Origin of the sequence: Sphingomonas sp. PP-CE-3A-406, from assembly GCF_003688625.1 — a bacterium.
Classification (GTDB): Bacteria; Pseudomonadota; Alphaproteobacteria; order Sphingomonadales; family Sphingomonadaceae; genus Sphingomonas.
Genome location: NZ_RCWY01000003.1, coordinates 486085 through 504907 on the forward strand (window position 1 = coordinate 486085; position 18823 = coordinate 504907).

At 65.5% G+C, this 18823-nt stretch carries 17 protein-coding genes and 1 tRNA gene; 11 read left to right on the forward strand and 7 right to left on the reverse strand.

Features of this window, described 5'->3' with window-relative positions; all coding sequences use genetic code 11:
- Positions 1-2: 2 nt before the first annotated feature.
- The 3 genes from C8J44_RS14225 (at position 3) to C8J44_RS14235 (ending at position 2797) form a co-directional block, all read left to right on the forward strand.
- Positions 3-923 (forward strand): flagellin, encoded by a 921-nt coding sequence (locus tag C8J44_RS14225; RefSeq protein WP_121905029.1) that lies wholly within the window; start codon positions 3-5, stop codon positions 921-923.
- A gap of 92 nt (positions 924-1015) precedes the next feature.
- Positions 1016-1879 (forward strand): flagellar motor stator protein MotA, encoded by an 864-nt coding sequence (gene motA, locus C8J44_RS14230; protein ID WP_056054231.1) that lies wholly within the window; start codon positions 1016-1018, stop codon positions 1877-1879.
- A gap of 15 nt (positions 1880-1894) precedes the next feature.
- Positions 1895-2797: a flagellar motor protein MotB gene (locus C8J44_RS14235; protein ID WP_121905030.1), complete on the forward strand. Its 903-nt coding sequence runs from the start codon at positions 1895-1897 to the stop codon at positions 2795-2797.
- A 104-nt stretch (positions 2798-2901) separates the two neighbouring features.
- Here C8J44_RS14235 and C8J44_RS14240 read toward each other — a convergent pair whose 3' ends face one another.
- A complete protein-coding gene (locus C8J44_RS14240; RefSeq protein ID WP_121905031.1) occupies positions 2902-3393 on the reverse strand; it encodes a MucR family transcriptional regulator in 492 nt (163 codons plus the stop codon).
- Between the two features lie 221 nt (positions 3394-3614).
- Positions 3615-4184, reverse strand: coding sequence for a TetR/AcrR family transcriptional regulator (locus tag C8J44_RS14245; RefSeq protein ID WP_121905032.1), 570 nt, complete (start codon positions 4182-4184; stop codon positions 3615-3617).
- A 57-nt stretch (positions 4185-4241) separates the two neighbouring features.
- Between C8J44_RS14245 and C8J44_RS14250 the strand changes: the two genes are divergently transcribed.
- Positions 4242-4706 (forward strand): monooxygenase family protein, encoded by a 465-nt coding sequence (locus C8J44_RS14250; protein ID WP_121905033.1) that lies wholly within the window; start codon positions 4242-4244, stop codon positions 4704-4706.
- A 38-nt stretch (positions 4707-4744) separates the two neighbouring features.
- Here C8J44_RS14250 and C8J44_RS14255 read toward each other — a convergent pair whose 3' ends face one another.
- The 5 genes from C8J44_RS14255 to C8J44_RS14275 all read right to left on the reverse strand — a co-directional run bounded on the left by C8J44_RS14255 (position 4745) and on the right by C8J44_RS14275 (position 8746).
- Positions 4745-5440, reverse strand: a complete 696-nt coding sequence (locus C8J44_RS14255; protein WP_121905034.1) for a hypothetical protein — start codon at positions 5438-5440, stop codon at positions 4745-4747.
- A 75-nt stretch (positions 5441-5515) separates the two neighbouring features.
- Positions 5516-6895, reverse strand: a complete 1380-nt coding sequence (locus C8J44_RS14260) for an MFS transporter (RefSeq protein ID WP_183128795.1) — start codon at positions 6893-6895, stop codon at positions 5516-5518.
- Positions 6896-7148: 253 nt separating this feature from the next.
- Positions 7149-7460 carry a hypothetical protein gene (locus C8J44_RS14265; RefSeq protein WP_121905036.1) on the reverse strand — a complete coding sequence of 104 codons (312 nt, stop codon included), beginning with the start codon at positions 7458-7460 and terminating at the stop codon, positions 7149-7151.
- Positions 7457-8545: a hypothetical protein gene (locus C8J44_RS14270; RefSeq protein WP_220683120.1), complete on the reverse strand. Its 1089-nt coding sequence runs from the start codon at positions 8543-8545 to the stop codon at positions 7457-7459. The genes C8J44_RS14265 and C8J44_RS14270 overlap by 4 nt, the downstream gene beginning before the upstream one ends.
- A 114-nt stretch (positions 8546-8659) precedes the next feature.
- Positions 8660-8746 (reverse strand) — tRNA-Leu (locus tag C8J44_RS14275).
- A gap of 112 nt (positions 8747-8858) precedes the next feature.
- Here C8J44_RS14275 and C8J44_RS14280 point away from each other — a divergent pair.
- The 7 genes from C8J44_RS14280 (at position 8859) to C8J44_RS14310 (ending at position 18723) form a co-directional block, all read left to right on the forward strand.
- Positions 8859-9812 (forward strand): complex I NDUFA9 subunit family protein, encoded by a 954-nt coding sequence (locus C8J44_RS14280; RefSeq protein WP_121905038.1) that lies wholly within the window; start codon positions 8859-8861, stop codon positions 9810-9812.
- A 60-nt stretch (positions 9813-9872) separates the two neighbouring features.
- Positions 9873-10682 carry an undecaprenyl-diphosphate phosphatase gene (locus C8J44_RS14285; protein ID WP_121905039.1) on the forward strand — a complete coding sequence of 270 codons (810 nt, stop codon included), beginning with the start codon at positions 9873-9875 and terminating at the stop codon, positions 10680-10682.
- Positions 10683-10833: 151 nt separating this feature from the next.
- Positions 10834-12276 carry an NAD(P)-dependent oxidoreductase gene (locus tag C8J44_RS14290; RefSeq protein WP_121905040.1) on the forward strand — a complete coding sequence of 481 codons (1443 nt, stop codon included), beginning with the start codon at positions 10834-10836 and terminating at the stop codon, positions 12274-12276.
- The gene (locus C8J44_RS14295) at positions 12273-12854 is read left to right on the forward strand and encodes a DUF2059 domain-containing protein (protein ID WP_183128796.1); all 582 of its coding nucleotides are present in this window, start codon (positions 12273-12275) and stop codon (positions 12852-12854) included. The genes C8J44_RS14290 and C8J44_RS14295 overlap by 4 nt, the downstream gene beginning before the upstream one ends.
- Before the next feature lie 2 nt (positions 12855-12856).
- Positions 12857-17371 (forward strand): glutamate synthase large subunit, encoded by a 4515-nt coding sequence (gene gltB / locus C8J44_RS14300; protein ID WP_121905469.1) that lies wholly within the window; start codon positions 12857-12859, stop codon positions 17369-17371.
- A 343-nt stretch (positions 17372-17714) separates the two neighbouring features.
- Complete coding sequence (locus C8J44_RS14305; RefSeq protein ID WP_121905042.1) at positions 17715-18389, forward strand: glutathione S-transferase family protein; 675 nt, start codon at positions 17715-17717, stop codon at positions 18387-18389.
- Positions 18376-18723, forward strand: coding sequence for a tRNA-binding protein (locus C8J44_RS14310; protein ID WP_121905043.1), 348 nt, complete (start codon positions 18376-18378; stop codon positions 18721-18723). Before C8J44_RS14305 ends, C8J44_RS14310 begins: the two co-directional genes overlap by 14 nt.
- Positions 18724-18823 lie beyond the last annotated feature (100 nt).

Sequence of the window (18823 nt, forward strand, 5' to 3'; positions counted from 1 at the left end):
CCATGCAGATCCCGACGAGCCTTTTCTACGACCGGTCGTCGGCGGCTATGACGTCGCTGTCCAGCAAGGCGGATGCACTCAATGCGCAGATCTCGACCGGCAAGCGGTTCACCGCGCCGTCGCAGGACAGCGTCGCGTATCAGCGGCTGGCCGGGCTCGCGCGCGATACCGCCAACGACAAGGCCTATGCCGCCAATCTCGGCACCGCCGAATCGGTGTTGAAGCAGGGCGATACCAGTCTCAGCGCGATGTCCGATCAGTTGCAGAACGCGACGGTGCTGGTGACGCAGGCGAAGAACGGGACGCTGAGTGCGCTGGACCGCAAGGCGATCGGCGAGCAGATCGCCGGGATCGTCGCCTCGCTGACGAATATCGCCAACGCGAAGGACGCGCGCGGACAGCCGCTGTTCGGCGGGTCGGACGGGGCGGCGGCGGTCGCGACCGATGGCAGCTACGCGCTGGCGTCGAAGCCGGTCACCGGAATCCCGATCGGCGACGGCCAGAGCGTGCAGGCCAACGAGACCGCCGCACGGATCTTCACCGTCGGCGGAAAGGCCAACGCGGATGGCAGCGTCGGCGGGGGCACCAACACGCTGGCGATGCTGTCGGCGATCGCGACCGCGCTGCAATCGGACGATTTCAAGACGAGTTCGCTTGATACGTCGCTGGCCGATATCAGCGCGGCCTCCGATCAGGTGTCGACCGTGCAGGCCTCGCTCGGCGCACGCGCGGCGCGAGTCGATCTGGAGAGTTCGCGGCTGACCGATGTCGCCGCGGACCGCGAGGAGACCCGCTCCGGACTCGAGGACACCGATGCCACGACCACGTTCATCGAGCTGCAAAAAACGATGACGATCCTGTCGGCGACACAGGCGAGCTTTACGAAGCTGTCGGCGTTGTCATTGTTCGATTATCTTCGCTGACGGCTGCGTTCGGTAACCGGATGGCTACGAAATCCGGTTAATTCCCTGGCTACGCACTTGCCATCGTCGGCCCAGAGGGAATTTCCAGCACCATGTTTCCGGTAATCGGCATCGTCGTCCTGCTCGTTATGGTGTTTGGCGGATTCGCCTTTACGGGCGGCGCGCTCGGCCCCGTCCTGGAGGCGATCCCGCATGAGATGCTGATTATCGGCGGCGCCGCCGCCGGCGCGCTGATCATCGGCAATTCCGGCAAGGAACTCAAAGCGCTCGGCGCCGGGCTGGGCAAGGTCTTCAAGGGCCCGAAATACAAGAAGCAGGATTATCTCGACGTCATCTTCCTCGTCAGCAAGCTGATGAAGATGCTGCGGATGGACGGCCCGATCGCGCTCGAGCCGCATGTGGAGGATCCGCAGTCGTCGGCGGTGTTCGCCGAATATCCCAAGCTCCTGAAGAACCACGCGCTCGTCAACCTGATCGCCGATACGCTGCGCCTCGTCGTCGTGTCGTCGGGCACGCTCGACGTGCACGCGGTCGAGGAGGTGATGGACCAGTCGATCAAGACGCATCACCACGAGGAGGAGAGCGCGCATGGGACGCTGACCAGCCTTGCCGACGCGTTGCCCGCGCTCGGCATCGTCGCGGCGGTGCTCGGCGTGGTCAAGACGATGGGGTCGATCGACAAGCCGCCGTCGATCCTCGGCTCGATGATCGGCTCGGCGCTGGTCGGCACGTTCATGGGCGTGCTGCTGGCATACGGCATGGTCGCGCCGCTCGCCAACCGGTTGCGCCAGGTGCTCGATGCCGACGCGGCGATCTACGGCGTGGTCAAGCAGATCATCATCGCCTCGCTCCATGGTCATCCGCAGCCGCTGGTGATCGAGGCCGCACGCTCGGGGATCGCGCACAAGAACCAGCCGGGCTTCGCCGAAGTCTTCGACGGGCTTCGCGGCAAGTAGAGCGGCGACAGACACATGGCCCGCGCCCCTCACGGCAACATCCAGCCGCCGAAAATCATCGTCAAGAAGATCTATATCGAAGGTCATGGCGGGCATCACGGTGGCGCCTGGAAGGTCGCCTATGCCGATTTCGTGACCGCGATGATGGCGTTCTTCCTGCTGCTGTGGATTCTTGGCGCGACCACCGAGAAGCAGCGCAAGGGGATCGCGGATTACTTCGCGCCGACGCTGCTCGATACGCGCTCGCTCGGGATCGGCGGCGGCGCGCTGTTCGGCGGTGAATCGATCCTCGACAAGAACAAGATCGGACCCAAGGCGGGCCAGACCAGCATGCCGCAGATCGCGGTACCCGATGCGGGGAAGGGCGGCGCCTCGACCGGCACCGGCGAGCAGGGCACGATCAAGAACCGCCAGGCGCTCGCCAACGAAGATCGGAAGAACTTCGAAGCGATGCGCAAGCGGGTGCTGAGCCAGATCGCCGCCTCGCCCAAGCTGTCGCGGCTCGCGAGCCATGTCCGCTTCGTCCCGACGCAGGACGGCATGCGGATCGATCTGGTCGACGATGCGGATTATTCGATGTTCGCGCTCGGCACGACCGCGCTCGATCCGCAGGCGGGCGACCTGATCGGGATGATCGCGAAAACGATCGAGGGGATGAAGAACCCGATCATGATCCGCGGCCATACCGACAGTGTGCCGTATGGCGACCCGCGCGCGATGAACAACTGGATGCTCTCGTCGGGCCGCGCCGAGGCGACGCGTCGCCGGCTGCTGATCGGCGGCACGCCCGAGGCGCGGTTCGAGCGGATCGAAGGCGTTGCCGACCGCGAACCGCTGATCGTCAAGGATCCGAGCGATCCGCGCAACCGCCGCGTTGCGATCACGTTGCTCTACCGGCGCGGCGTGTTCGGCAAGTAATCGCGGACGGGCACTGAGTAACATGAAAAAGGCCCGGCATCGCGTGATGCCGGGCCTTTTTCATATTGGTCGAGGCTGCATGACAGCGCCGATGATCGTGGCGATTACTCGGCGCCAGCGGTGTCCGATTTGCGCTTGCGCGGGGCGGCCGGCGCGGCTTCGGGCTTGCGGGCGCCGGGCTTGCGACCCAGACCGATCTTCTTCGCCATCGCGCGGCGGCTCTCCGAATAGTTCTCGGCGACCATCGGATAGTCGGGCTTCAGGCCGTAGCGCTCGCGATATTCGGCGGGCGTCATGCCGTGGGTGGCGAGATGGCGACGCAGCGTCTTGTAAGACTTGCCGTCGATCATCGAGATGATGTGATCCTTCGACGCGAGCGATTTGCGCGCGGTTACTGCCGGCGTGTATTCGGTCGCGGTTTCGACCGGAGTCGTATCGGTCGTACCACCAAGCAGCATAGAGACGGTCTCGTGCATCTTTCCCAGAAATGCCGGAACGTCTTCGGCCGAGCTGCGCGTGTTCGGGTTGCCCAGCCACGCGATCGTCAGTTCGGTCGCGAGCTCTACAGCATTCAGGTCGGTGGTATCTTCGGCCATGCTACACTCCATTGTCTATTGCTCCCGTAACGAGCTTCGACAACGTATTCAACCACATGGGACGTAATTGGGCCGTTTAATCTAGGATAGTCTAAATGGGAAGTCGTCGCACGACGAGATAAGTCCATTTTGATTGCTTCAGATCAGGCTGGCGTTGCGCACGAAGGCCGGCCGTCGCGTTGCGCCGATTTGCCTATCCGTAACGCACGGGTAGGAAACAGTTATCCGGAATCGAGTCCATCGCTGTCGACTTTTGACCCAGCGAGGCCGGTCACGACTAGGGTAAGTGCCGCGCGCTCGTGGGGCGAGCCGCCGGCGGGCAGGCCGCCGTCGAGCACCAGCGTGGCCATGCCGTGGACGGCCGCCCAACAGGCGAGCGTCGCCACCTCCGGATCGGCGGGCGCGAGGTCGTGCACCCGCCGGACCATCACCCCATAGGCGTTGTCCTCGACCGGCGGCGGACCATCGTCGTGACCCGCGAACATCAACCGGAACAGCGCCGGGCGCTGGCGGGCAAAGGCGATATACGCCTCGCCCTGCGCGATCAGCGCGGCCCGCGCATCCGGCTGGGCGTCGGCTGTCAGCAGCGCGGTTCGCAGATCGTCGAAACCCGCCATCGCCACGGCGCCCAGCAGGGCGGCCTTGTCGCGGAAATGACGGTACGGCGCCATCGCCGACACGCCGGCGGCGCGCGCGACTGCGCGCAGGCCGACGTCCTCGCCGCGCTCCAGCGCCGCCAACGCAGCGGCGATCAGGCGCGCGCGTAGATCGAGCGTATTTTCATCAGCCATGTTTACATCGTACACCAAACGTCTAGGTTTACGATGTAAGCAGAAAAGGACTCGACGATGCAACCTCCTATCGATCGCCGGTCGGTCGACCTGTCCGCCTATCCCGATCTCGTGATGATCATGCTCGGCTTTCGCATGAAGGGGTGGCGCGGGGTGCTCGCGATGCACCGGATCGGGGTTGGGCTCGCCGAGATCGCCCGCCACGAGCCCGAGGGCCTGCTGGCGCACGAAGGCATGATGTTCAGCCTGACGCATTTCGGCTTCCGGCAATATTGGCGCGATCTCGAAGCACTCGAGCGGTTCACGCGCAGCGAGCCGCATGCCGACTGGTGGCGCCGCGTCCGCGAGCTGTCCGCGGGGGCGGGCTTCTGGCACGAGACCTATCACGCCAGGGGCGGCGTCGAGGCGCTGTACGTCGCGATGCCCGATCCGGTCGGGCTGCAGCGGTTCGCGCCCGAGCGACGGCCGGTCGGACCGTTCATGTCCGCCAGAGCGCGCATCCAGGGCGCGCCGGCGGGTTGATCGCCCGCACCCACGTTCAGGTCCGCCTGTCTCCGTGTTCAGTCCTGGCGGGCGGGCGGCGCGAACGCGAGCACCTCGCGCGTGTAGGTTTCGACCACTTCGCTGATCGGGGTTCCGGCGGCGGTGACCAGTAGGGCGCGGTTCTCGATGACATGCGGGGGAATGTCCAACGCCGGCGCCCCGCGCGGGATCGGCGCGTCGGCATCCCAGCCGGCCGGCAGCGGCGACCACAGCAGCCGCGCCGACACGGTTTGGCGACGGAAATGGAGCGGCTGCACCACGCGACCGAACGGCGTGTCGCTGCCGTCGAGTGCGGCATTCATCTGCGGGGTCAGTCGCGACGGGACGTACCAGTTGTCCGCCTCCGACAGGACATGCGACCCGCACCGCAGCCGCACCCGTCGATAGCGGATCGGCTCGTCGTCGCTGACGCCCAGGCGGCGGCGTTGCTCGGCGGTCGGCGTCTTCGTGATCGTCGGATTGCGGTCGGCGACGATCTTGCTGCCCGGCGCGGCAAGGTGATGGTCGGCGCACCAGTCGTCGAGCACCAGCGTCGCACTGTCGCGGGTGAGCAGCAGGATCTCGAGCGACTGGAGCGCGGCGAGACTTTCCGCCCGGCCGATGATGTCCCCCGGCCAGATGTGTGAGCGGGGTTGTTCTGACGGACTCCCGGCGGTCGAAACAACCGACGCGAGCGTCGGGGCAAACACTGGGGCGAATACGGGGGCGATCATGCAATCCTCCACGAAAAATACGATGCGCCGGGTACGTCGGCGCGTCCGATCGGCTCGGCGAGAAGCGAGACGTCTTCAGGCAGCGATGTCTTCCAGGGCGCGATTGGCCGTGGCGGGTCCGAACACGCCGATCGCCCCGATCACGACGATGTACGCGGCGGCGATGAAGCCGAACACGCCCGCGACGCCGCCCTGTCGCAGGACGAAGGCGATCAGAAACGCGTTGAGCATCGCCGAGATCCGGCTGAACGCATAGACGAAGCCGATCGCCTTGGCGCGGATCCGCGTCGGAAAGATCTCGGCCTGGTAGGCGTGATACGCGAACGAGATCGTGTTGCCGGCCACAGTCAGCACAATACCGAGCAGGATCAGCAGTACCGGGCTGGCGGAGGCGGCGAACAGCCCGCCCGCCGACACGACCGTCGCCGCGCCGGCAACGATGATCCACTTGCGTTCGAACCGATCGCCGATCGCGAGGCCGAGCATCGGCCCGACCGGGGCGGCGAGCGCGATGATCGCGGTATACGCCATGCTCTTGGTGACCGGGATGCCGTGCTCGATCAGCAAGGTCGGAACCCAGTTGGTGAACCCGAAATAGCCGATCGTCTGGAAGACGTTGAAGACGATCATCATGATCGTCCGGCGGCGATAGGGCGCACGAAACATCTCGCCGAACTGTCCGTCCCGCACCACCGGGCGCTCGGCGGAGGGGGCAGGAAGCGATGCGCCGCTCTCCAGCTCGATGCGCCGTTCGAGCGCGGCGACGATCGCCTCGGCTTCGACCAGCCGCCCCTGCTGCACCAGCCAGCGCGGGCTCTCGGGCAGGCGCCGGCGGATATACCACACCGCGACCGCGCTGCTCGCGCCGATCAGCACGACCCAGCGCCAGCCCTCCAGTCCGAGCGGCGTCAGCGGGACGAGTATCCAGGACAGCAGCGCGACGACCGGGACTGCGACGAAGCCGATCGTCTGGCTGAGCGCGATCGCCCGCCCCCGGACATGCCCGGGGACGAGCTCGCAGATGAAGGTGTCGATCGTGATCATCTCGACGCCGAGCCCGACCCCTGCGCAAAACCGCAGCGCGTTGATCGCCATCGCGCTCGACTGGAACGCCATCGCCACCGATGCGGCCGAATAGCCCAGCAACGCCCAGGTGAAGACCGCACGTCGCCCGAAGCGATCGTTGAACGCGCCCGCGATCATCGTACCGACCGTCAGTCCGGCGAACAGCGCCGCGATGAACGACGCGATACCCTGGGTGCCGAAAAGACCCGCGGTCGTCGTGGTAAAGAGGCCGCTGCTCACCAGGCCGGGTGCGATATAGCCCGACAGCAGCATGTCGTAGAGTTCGAAGAAGAACGCCAGGCCGAGCAGCGCGACGATCGTCCATACCGTCCGCGTGGCCGGCAGCCGGTCGAGCCGGGCGGACACATCACCGCTGGTTGCGATGGTCATTGTTCGTAAGGGTGGCAGCACATCGCTCTCCGATCGCGAACGCATGAGACGCTCGAACCGTGCCGGATACCGACCTCACATGTCGATAGAATGACGACGCGCAAACGCCACGACTGGCCGCGAATACAGGTCGGCGCTGTGCAGGCTCCGGTCTGGAGCAGGTGTTTGGGTCCGCGCTCGATGGGCGCTCTAAGGACGCTGATTACGTGGCGTGGGATTCGCTGATCGATACGTGCGCTGGCATTCCCAGCACTCAATCCCTCGCGTCGCGTAACGCCTCCAACTCCGCCAGTCTCACCGGATCGTCGGCGGCCAGTTCCTCTTCGAGATAGAAGCTATGTGCGATATCACGCACCAATTCCTGCGCTTCGCCGCTAAATTCCAGAGCGATCACCGGAAAAGCGTCGACCAGCTCGCGAAGAAATGGCTTGTCCAAAGACTCGAGGCCGTCTGCCAAATCCTGCATTGCATCGACCGAGGCATCGACATCGAGCAAATCCTCGTCGGTGAGATTGAGGAAAACCATAAAATGCGCAATGATACGCGCGACTTGTATGGCTATCATGGCTTTACCACCCTGACCTTGATGTTGGTGACGTTCATCTTCTTGAACAACTTCAGGGTTTTGGCCCTTTGGGCAGGTGTAGGGACCTCCCATGTTCCGAAGAGACGGTGTTGATCCAATACCTGGGATTGTCGCAAGAGCTGAGCGCGAGCATGTGGCGCATCAACGACTTTCGATTTCCTGTCGATTACGAAATCGCCTTGAACGCCGTCGAACTTCACCGGCCTCTTCGAGCCGTCGGCCATGGTGCGTATTAACGTCGGCGCTTGGCCGGGCCGCGACCCCGTTGCCGAATCATTGTATCGCTTCGCCGGACTGTCGCGACCCAGATTTTCCTTCACCCAGCCGATCTGCGGCGGATCATAGGTCGTGCGTGGGCTCGCCATGCGTAGGCTGCGAAACGCGGAGACCTTGGAGAGCGCCGCCCCAGGCGCGACTGCCAGCGCAACATTCCCTGCGACCGATCCCGTGGCTCGACCGATATCCCTCGCCGAGGCTTTGGAGACGGCCGCTGCTGCACGCGGAATCTGTACGCGCGCGGGCGTATCCTCGGCAGCGATCGCAGTGTCGATCATGCTCGCTATCCCGCGGCCGGCGTCGCGAACGGTGGTGACCGGATTTGTCGTCAGCGCAGCACGGACCCCCGCCACCGTTTCTTCCCCGACGTCGTACAGTCCCTGGCCGACGCCACCGACGAATTCGGCGACGGGGTTCGGCTGATCATCGGGCCGCAGTCCCGGAATGCGCGTGGATTGCGCCTTGGCCGACCTGCGCTCTACCGACTTTCGGTCGTCGCCCGCGAGCGGTCGGGCGCGCGGCACTTCCGCTTTCGGCGGTGTCGAGGTCCGCGACGTATCACGATTCCCGACGCTTGGAGCGCGATCGTTCCTGGCGCTAGTGGTATCGGCCTCGCTCGATCCCTCACGGCGTCCCGCGCCTGCGAAGGTAAACCGGCCGTCCGCCGGATCATGCCATGGATTGAATTTGAGTTCGAGACCGTCAGGACCCAGCGCCGATGGCACCTTACCCGTTCGCAGCCACCGTGAAAACGCGTTCCGCTCACTGCTGCCAGATGTCTGGACCATTGCCATCCCCCGCCTGTCATTGCGGTGAGAACATCTGAGCAACATTATCCTACAAGTCAAGCGCTACGCGAGCGGATCCTGAAATCCGCCTCGCCCTAACGCGCTTCTGTAGTGTGGTGCCCGGAAGAGGACTCGAACCTCCACGACCTTGCGATCGCCAGCACCTGAAGCTGGTGCGTCTACCAATTCCGCCATCCGGGCACGGGGTAGGAGGGCGCCTCTAGGGGAGGGTCGCGATGCTTGTCAACACGCCTCTTGCTGGGGCAAGGGGTTATTCGTGATTGGCAGGCAAAACAAAGTGGACGGACGCGCGATGAACGACAAACTGGTGACGCTGATCGGGGGCGGCGGTTTCGTCGGCCGCTATGTCGCACAGGCGCTGCTGGCGACGGGCGCACGCGTCCGCATCGCACAGCGCGATCCGCGGCAGGCGTTCTTCCTGAAACCGCTTGGCGGGCTCGGCCAGACGCAGTTCGTCGGTGCCGACGTTACCAAGCCCGAGACGATCGCGCATGCGGTGCGTGGCTCGGACGTGGTGGTGAACCTGGTCGGCGTTCTCGCGGGCGATTTTCAACGCGTCCAAGCGCTCGGCGCGCAGACGGTGGCGCAGGCTGCGGCGAAGGCCGGCGTCGGTGCGCTCGTGCATGTGTCGGCGATCGGCGCAGATCCTGAGTCCGCGTCGGCATACGGCAAGTCGAAGGGGCAGGGCGAGGCAGCGGTGCTCGAGGCGTTCCCGAACGCGACGATCCTGCGACCATCGATCGTGTTCGGCCAGGAAGACCAGTTCGTGAACCGCTTTGCGGGCATGATCGCCAAGGCGCCGGTCGTGCCCGTGCTGCGCGCCGGGGCGAAGTTCCAGCCGGTGTTCGTCGGCAACGTTGCCGATGCGGTGGTCGCCGCAGCGTCGGACCCCGAGACGTTTGGCGGCCGGACGCTCGAGCTGGGCGGCCCCGACATCATCACGATGGGCAATCTGATCCGCTGGATAGCCAGCACGATCGGCCGTAACCCTTCGATCGTCGAGCTTCCCGATTTCGCCGGTTCGCTGATCGCCAAAGCAGGCTTCCTGCCGGGCGCGCCGATCACCAAGGATCAGTGGACCATGTTGCAGAGCGACAATATCGTCACCGGCATTGATGGGCTAGCGGCCTTCGGGATCGAGGCGACGCCGCTGTCGACCGTTGCGCCGGGCTGGCTGGTGCGCTTTCGCAAGGCCGGGCGGTTCGGTCGTCGCGCCGAAACGCGTGCGGATACGAGGACGGCCTGACATTTACGCGCTAAAGGCGTGCTGACGTACCGACCCTGACCTACCGCGCCGGAGCCTCGCTTGACCGATCTTCTCACCGTCATCCTCCTCGGCATCGTCGAGGGGATCACCGAATTCCTGCCCGTGTCGTCGACCGGGCATCTGATCCTCGCAACGCGGCTGCTCGGCTATGACGCGGGGCGCTGGGAGGTGTTCAACGTCGTGATCCAGCTCGGTGCGATCCTCGCGATCGTGGTGCTGTACTGGCGCACGTTCTGGGCGGTCGGCATGGGGCTGGTCCGCCGCGAGCCGAAATCGTGGCTGTTCCTGCGCAACCTGATCGTCGCGTTCATCCCGGCGGCGGTGATCGGCTTGGCGCTGCACAAATATATCGAGGCGCTGCTCGGTAACGCTGAGGTCGTCGCGATTGCGCTGATCGTCGGCGGCTTCGCGATCCTTGCAGTCGAGCGGTTCGCACCGCGCAGCGACATCAGCGGCGTCGCGGACATTCCGCTGAAGACCGTGATCGGCATCGGCTTCCTTCAGTGCCTGGCGATGGTGCCGGGCGTCAGCCGGTCGGGCGCGACGATCCTCGGCGCGCTGGCATTGGGCGTCGACCGACGCACCGCCGCGGAGTTCAGCTTCTTCCTCGCGATTCCGACGATGCTGGGCGCGAGCGCACTCGAACTGCTCAAGAATCGCGACGCGATCGCGAGCGGTGGGGGCGTCGGGCTGGGCGCGATCGCGATCGGCGCGGCGGTGTCGTTCGTCGTCGCCTTGCTGGTGGTGAAGTGGTTCGTCGGGATCGTTACCAAGCACGGGTTCGTGCCGTTCGCGTTGTACCGCGTCGTTGCCGGGTCGGCTGCGCTGATCTGGCTGCTTAGCAAGTAAGACCGAATCGGACTCAATAAGCTTAGTTGAGAATGGCTCTCACGAAATCGAGCTTCAAGTCTACGTTAATATGGCAGTCTAGCTGACTTATTTGCTGATTTGGTCGTGACAAGCCTTCGATCGCGCAATAACGCGGCTGTCGGAGGCTATCATGGCGAACGATTCGATGCTCAAATTTGTCGGCCGGGAGCAATCCTATCCCGACAAGCGCACCGCAGATGAGCGGCAGGACGATTTTCGCGAGATCGCACAGCGATACGCGGTCGAGCCCGCCGAGGAACAGGCCGGACGCTGTTCGCAGTGCGGCGTTCCGTATTGCTCGGTCCATTGCCCACTGCATAACCATATTCCCGACTGGCTCCGGCTGACAGCGGAAGGGCGGCTGCGCGAGGCGTATGAGCTGAGCAACGCGACCTCGACCATGCCCGAGATCTGCGGCCGGATCTGCCCGCAGGATCGGCTGTGCGAAGGCAATTGCGTCATCGAATTCACCGGGCACGGCGCGGTCACGATCGGTTCGGTCGAGAAGTTCATCACCGATACCGCCTGGGAAAATGGCTGGGTCGAACCGCTGGTGCCGGGCAAATCGCGCGGCCAGTCGGTCGGCGTGATCGGTGCGGGGCCGGCTGGTCTCACCGCGGCGGAATATCTGCGCGGGCATGGCTACGACGTCCACGTCTATGACCGCTACGACCGCGCGGGCGGGTTGCTCACCTATGGCATCCCCGGCTTCAAGCTCGAAAAGCCGATCGTCATGCGTCGCGTAGAGCGCCTCAAGGCCGCTGGTATCGTCTTCCACGAAGGCTTTGCGGTCGGTCACGATGCGAGCCTCGACGATCTGCGCCAACGCCACGACGCGATCCTGGTCGCGACCGGCGTCTACAAGGCGCGTGCGATGGACCTGCCGGGTGGCGGATCGAAGGGGGTGGTGCCGGCGCTCGACTTCCTCGTCGCGTCGAACCGCAAGGGCTTCGGCGACGCGGTCCCGGCGTTCGACGACGGCAGCCTCAATGCCGAGGGCAAGGACGTCGTCGTGATCGGCGGCGGTGACACCGCGATGGACTGCGTCCGCACCGCGATCCGCCAGGGCGCCAAGTCGGTGAAGTGCCTCTACCGTCGCGACCGCGCCAACATGCCGGGATCGCAGCGCGAAGTCGCCAATGCCGAGGAGGAGGGCGTCGAGTTCGTCTGGCTTTCCGGACCGCAGAGTTTCGACGGCGGCGACGTGGTGTCGAGCGTCAAGGTCCGGAAGATGCGTCTCGGCGCCCCCGATGCGAGCGGCCGCCGCGCCCCCGAACCCGATCCCGCCGGCGACTATTCGGTCGACGCCGATCTCGTAATCAAGGCGCTCGGCTTCGACGCCGAGGACCTGCCGACCTTGTTCGCAACGCCGGAACTGGGCGTGAGCCGCTGGGGCACCGTATTGGTCGACGGCAAGACGCTGATGACCTCGCTCGACGGCGTGTTCGCAGCGGGCGACATCGTCCGCGGTGCGAGCCTCGTAGTCTGGGCGATCCGCGACGGCCGCGACGTCGCCGCGACGATGCACAAATGGCTGAAGACCAAGGCGCAGACTGCAAAGGTCGCGGCATGAGGCACGGGTTTCTCGGGGCAGTGCTGCTGGCGGGCGCGATGTTGCCGTCGGCGGTGCATGCGCAGGCATCGCCAGTCGCCGTCACGGCCCCCGATCCGGCCCGCCTCGCGGCAGCGCGCGAGCTGATTAACGTGCTGATGCCGCCCGAATCGCGTGAACGGATGATCGAGAGCATGATCGCGCCGATGCTCGGCAATCTGCAGCAGGGCATGGCGCAGAGCCCGATGTTCAGCAGCGCGATGGCGGACCATCCGGAGATGCAGACGCGGTTTGCCACCTTTCTGGAACGGCAGCAGGCGCGCACGATGACGCTGATGCGCGACGGATTGCCGGGCATGGTCGAGGCGATGGCGCGCGCCTATGCGCGCCGCTTCGATGTCGCTCAATGCCGTGACATCAAGGCGTTCTTCGCGACGCCGAGCGGTCGCGCGTACATGCAGCAATCGCTGACGATCATGGCCGACCCAGACGTCGCCGCCTGGCAGCGGTCGATGATGCAATCCTCGATGGCGCACATGCAGGCCGATGTCGCCGAATTCGCCAAGCAGGCGGCTACGCCCGAAGAGAAGAAGAAGTGACGATGACCGATTTCATCACCGATCAACGCGCCCGTCTCGCCGAGCACGGCATGTACCGCCCCGAATTCGAGGGCGACGCGTGCGGCGTGGGCCTCGTCGCCGCCACTGATGGCCGCGCGTCGCGCCGCGTCGTGCAGTCCGCGGTCGATGCGCTGAAAGCCGTGTGGCACCGCGGCGCGGTCGATGCCGACGGCAAGACGGGAGATGGCGCAGGGCTGCACATCGACCTGCCGCTGCGCTTCTTCGACGACGCGGTCGCGGCCTCGGGCCACAAGGTGCGCCCGAACCGCCTGGCCGTCGGCATGATCTTCCTCCCGCGCACCGATCTCGGCGCGCAGGAGGATTGCCGGACGATCGTCGAGAGCGCGATCATCGAGGCCGGGTACACCATTTATGGTTGGCGGCAGGTGCCGGTCGACGTGTCGGTGATCGGCCAGAAGGCGCAGGCGACGCGCCCCGAGATCGAGCAGATCATGATCGCCGGGCCCTTGCCCGAGGAGCAGGACGCCGCCGAGTTCGAGAAGACGCTGTACCTCGTCCGCCGCCGGATCGAGAAGCGCGTCATCGCGGCGCAGATCCAGGGCTTCTACATCTGCTCGCTGTCGTGCCGCTCGATCATCTACAAGGGGCTGTTCCTCGCCGAATCGCTGTCGGTGTTCTACCCGGACCTGTGCGACCAACGCTTCGAGAGCCGCGTCGCGATCTTTCATCAGCGCTATTCGACCAACACCTTCCCGCAATGGTGGCTGGCGCAGCCGTTCCGCTGCCTCGCGCATAACGGCGAGATCAACACGATCCGCGGCAACAAGAACTGGATGCTCAGCCACGAGATCCGGATGGCGAGCCTCGCGTTCGGCGACAATTCGGAGGACATCAAGCCGGTGATCCCCGCCGGCGCGTCCGATACCGCTGCGTTGGACGCGGTATTCGAGGCGATCTGCCGCTCGGGCCGCGATGCGCCGACCGCCAAGCTGATGCTCGTCCCCGAAGCCGCCAGCCCGGACATGCCGCCCGAGCATACCGCGATGTACCAGTATCTCGCGTCGGTGATGGAGCCGTGGGACGGCCCCGCCGCGCTGGCGATGACCGATGGCCGCTGGGCGGTCGCGGGCATGGACCGCAACGCGCTGCGTCCGCTTCGCTACACGCTGACCTCCGACGGCCTGCTGATCGTCGGCTCCGAGAGCGGCATGGTCGTCGTTCCCGAATCGACGATCGTCGCCAAGGGCCGGCTCGGGCCGGGCGAGATGATCGCAGTCGACCTCGACGAAGGTCGCCTGCTCCAGGATCGCGAAGTGAAGGATCGCATCTCGGGGGAGGCGGATTACGCCGCGATGATCGGCGAATTCCATACGCTCGCCGACCTGCCCTCGGTCGAGGACGCGATCGTCCGCTACGACCGTGCCGAACTCGCGCGCCGTCAGGTCGCGGCGGGGCAGACGATGGAGGACATGGAGCTGATCCTGTCGCCGATGGTCGAATCCGCGAAGGAAGCGATCGGGTCGATGGGCGACGACACGCCGCTCGCGGTCATCTCGGACAAGCCGCGGCTAATCAGCCAGTTCTTCCGCCAGAACTTCTCGCAGGTCACCAACCCGCCGATCGATCCGTTGCGCGAGCGCCACGTGATGTCGCTCAAGACGCGGTTCGGCAATCTCGCCAACATCCTCGACGTGCGCGACCAGCGCGAGCGCGTCCTCGTGCTCGATTCGCCGGTCCTGACGGGCGAGCATTGGTCGCGGTTGAAGGCGCATTTCGGTAACGCGGTCGCCGAGATCGACTGCACGTTCGACGTCGGCGGCGGCCCCGAGAAGCTCCGGGCAGCGATCCAGCGGATCCGCAACGAAGCGGAGCAAGCCGTCCGCCAGGGCAAGAGCGAGATATTCCTCACCGACGAGGCGATCAGCGAAGACCGCGTCGGCATCGCCGGCGTGCTCGCGGTCGCCGCCGTCCACACGCACCTCGTCCGCCGCGGCCTGCGCTCCTATGCGTCGATCAACGTCCGCTCGGCCGAGTGCCTCGACACGCATTATTACGCGGTGCTGATCGGCGTCGGCGCGACCACTGTGAACGCCTATCTCGCCGAAGCCGCGATCGTCGATCGCCAGTCGCGCGGGCTGTTCGGCGATCTCGACCTCGCCGAATGCCTCCGCCGCCACCGCGTCGCGGTCGAGGAGGGGCTGCTCAAGATCATGTCGAAGATGGGCATCGCGGTCATCTCGTCGTACCGTGGCGGCTATAATTTCGAGGCGGTCGGTCTGTCGCGGAGCCTCGTCAACGACCTGTTCCCCGGCATGCCCGCTAAGATCAGCGGCGAGGGCTATGCCTCGCTCCACGTCAACGCGACCGACCGGCACGAAGCGGCGTTCGACCCGGCGGTGGCGACGCTGCCGATCGGCGGCTTCTATCGCCAGCGGCATACCGGCGAGACGCACGCCTATTCCGCGCAGCTGATGCATCTGCTCCAAACCGCGGTCGCGACCGACAGCTATACGAGCTACCTGCAATTCTCGCGCGGCGTGTCCGATCTGCCGCCGGTGTATCTGCGCGATCTGCTCCAGTTCAACTTCCCCGCGGAGGGCGTTCCGGTCGACCAGGTCGAGGCGATCACCGAGATCCGCAAGCGCTTCGTGACGCCCGGCATGTCGCTCGGCGCACTGTCGCCCGAGGCGCACGAGACGCTGGCGATCGCGATGAACCGGATCGGCGCAAAGGCCGTGTCGGGCGAGGGCGGCGAGGACAAGTCGCGCTTCGTGCCGTATGCCAACGGCGACAACGCCAACTCGTCGATCAAGCAGGTCGCGAGCGGCCGGTTCGGCGTCACCGCGGAATATCTAAACGCGTGCGAGGAGATCGAGGTCAAGGTCGCACAAGGCGCCAAGCCCGGCGAGGGCGGCCAGTTGCCCGGCTTCAAGGTCACCGAGTTCATCGCCAAGCTGCGCCATGCGACGCCCGGCGTGACGCTGATCTCGCCGCCGCCGCATCACGACATCTACTCGATCGAGGATCTCGCGCAGCTCATCTACGACCTGAAGCAGATCAATCCGCGCGCCCGTGTGTGCGTGAAGCTCGTCTCGTCGGCGGGGATCGGCACGGTCGCGGCGGGCGTGGCGAAGGCGCATGCCGACGTGATCCTGATCGCCGGCCATGTCGGCGGCACCGGCGCGTCGCCCCAGACCTCGATCAAGTACGCCGGCACGCCGTGGGAAATGGGCCTGTCGGAGGTCAACCAGGTGCTGACGCTCAACGGCCTGCGTGGGCGCGTGCGGCTGCGCACCGATGGCGGGCTGAAGACCGGGCGCGACATCGTCATCGCCGCGATCCTGGGCGCGGAGGAGTTCGGGATCGGCACGCTGTCGCTGGTGGCGATGGGCTGCATCATGGTGCGGCAATGCCATTCGAACACGTGCCCGGTCGGCATCTGCACGCAGAACGACGCGCTCCGCCAGAAGTTCGTCGGCACGCCCGAGAAGGTGATCAACCTGATGACCTTCATCGCCGAGGAGGTCCGCGACATCCTCGCGCGGCTCGGCGTGAAGAGCCTCGACGACGTGATCGGCCGCACCGAACTGCTGCGTCAGGTCAGCCGCGGGGCGGAGCATCTCGACGATCTCGATCTCAACCCGATCCTGGCGAAGGTCGATGCCGACGATTCGCAGCGCCGGTTCAGCCTGTCGACCTTCCGCAACGAAGTCCCCGACAGCCTCGACGCGCAGATCATCAAGGACGCGTCCGCGGTGTTCTCGCGCGGCGAGAAGATGCAGCTGACCTATTCGGTGCGCAACACGCACCGCGCGGTCGGCACGCGGCTGTCGAGCGAGATCACGCGGAAGTTCGGGATGTCGACGCTGGCGGACAACCACGTGACGATCCGTCTGCGGGGGTCGGCTGGGCAGTCGCTCGGCGCGTTCCTGTGCAAGGGCATCACCTTGGAAGTGTTCGGTGATTCGAACGACTATGTCGGCAAGGGGCTCTCGGGCGGCACGATCATCGTCCGCCCGGCGGTGAGTTCGCCGCTCGCGTCGCAGGACAACACGATCATCGGCAACACCGTGCTCTATGGCGCGACCTCGGGCCGGCTGTTCGCGGCGGGGCAGGCGGGCGAACGTTTCGCGGTCCGCAACTCGGGCGCGATCGTGGTCGTCGAAGGCTGCGGCGCGAACGGGTGCGAATACATGACCAACGGCATCGCCGCGGTGCTCGGTGCGGTCGGCGCGAACTTCGGCGCGGGCATGACCGGCGGCATGGCGTTCGTCTACGATCCCGACGGCGTCTTCGCGAAGCGCGCCAACCCGGAGAACATCACCTGGGATCGCGTGAAGTCGCTCCACTGGGCTGACGTCTTGCTCGACCTGGTGCGCGATCATGCGGATCACACCGACAGCAAATGGTCGAAGGGCCTGCTGGAGGACTGGGACCGGGTGGCCGGCCATTTCTGGCAGATCGTGCCAAAGGAAATGCTCACCCGTCTGAGCCACCCGCTCGACGACAGCGCGGAGTTGGTGGCTGCAGAGTAGCCTCGGCTGCAATGTACCACCCCGGCGAAGGCCGGGGCCCAATTGGCAAGGTCACAATAACGGAGCGCCGTCCTTCGTTAGCGACGTCCCCCAATTGGGCCCCGGCCTTCGCCGGGGTGGTGTAGTAAGTTGGTTTCGCGCAGAGGCGCAGAGGCGCGGAGGGGGTTTCGCCCAGAACGGTTGCTTGCACTCCAACGCGCGTTGCAGAAATGCGGGCTTCGCAACAAGCGCAACACCTCCGCGCTCTCTGCGCCTCTGCGCGAACAAATCTTATCGCCACAAACGCCACGCCACCCAACCGGCGCTAGTGACACACCCGCCCCCCACAGCCTAAACGGATGGCATGTGGCAGCTTTATCAATTCCCCCTGTGTCCCTTCTCGCGAAAGGTGCGCCTGCTGCTGGGCGAGAAGGGGATCGGTTACGAACTCGTCCGCGAATCGCCCTGGGATCGCCGCGACGAGTTCATGGACATGAACCCCGCCGGCCAGACCCCGGTGATGGTCGACGCGTCGCGCGGCGTCGCTCCCCTCATCGATTCGATGGCGATCTGCGAATTCTTCGAGGAAACCGTCGAGAAGGCGGCGATGATCAACGGCACCGCGACCAACCGCGCCGAAATCCGCCGGCTGGTCACGTGGTTCGACACGCATTTCTACCGCGACGTCACCGGACCGCTGCTTCACGAACGCATGGTCAAGCGCCTCGCCCACCGTACCGCACCTGATGCCAAGGGGCTCCGTGAAGCGATGAAGGCCGCGGTCGGGCACCTCGATTATATGGATTACCTGCTCGATCACCGGAACTGGCTCGGCGGCGCGACGATGAGCCTAGCCGATCTTGCGGCTGCCGCGCAGATCTCGGTCACCGATTATCTCGGCGGGATCGACTGGAAGGGCCACGACCAGACCGCGCGCTGGTATCGCGGCTTCAAGAGCCGTCCGAGCTTCCGCCCGCTGCTGTCCGAACGGATGGAGCTGATCTCACCCCCGGCGCACTACGACAATGTCGATTTCTGAAGTGATCGCGTTTGCGGACTTCGAGAAGGTCGACATCCGCGTCGGCACGATCGTCGAGGCCGAACCCTTCCCCGAGGCGCGCAAACCCGCGATCAAGCTGCGGATCGATTTCGGCGATGAGATCGGCGTGAAGCGCTCGTCCGCGCAGATCACCGAGCATTACACGCCTGAGACTTTGGTCGGGCGGCAAGTCGCCGCGGTCGTCAACTTCCCGCCGCGCCAGATCGGCCCGATGATGTCCGAAGTCCTGACGCTCGGCTTCCCCGATGCGGATGGGAAGGTCGTGCTGATCTCGCCGACCGGACCGGTCCCGAACGGCGGGCGACTGTTCTGACCGCGGCGTCTTTCGCGCTCTACTCACCCGTCATCCCCGCGCAGGCGGGGACCCATACTGGCTAGCCTGTCGGCTAGAACCGCTGACCGCCGAGGATATG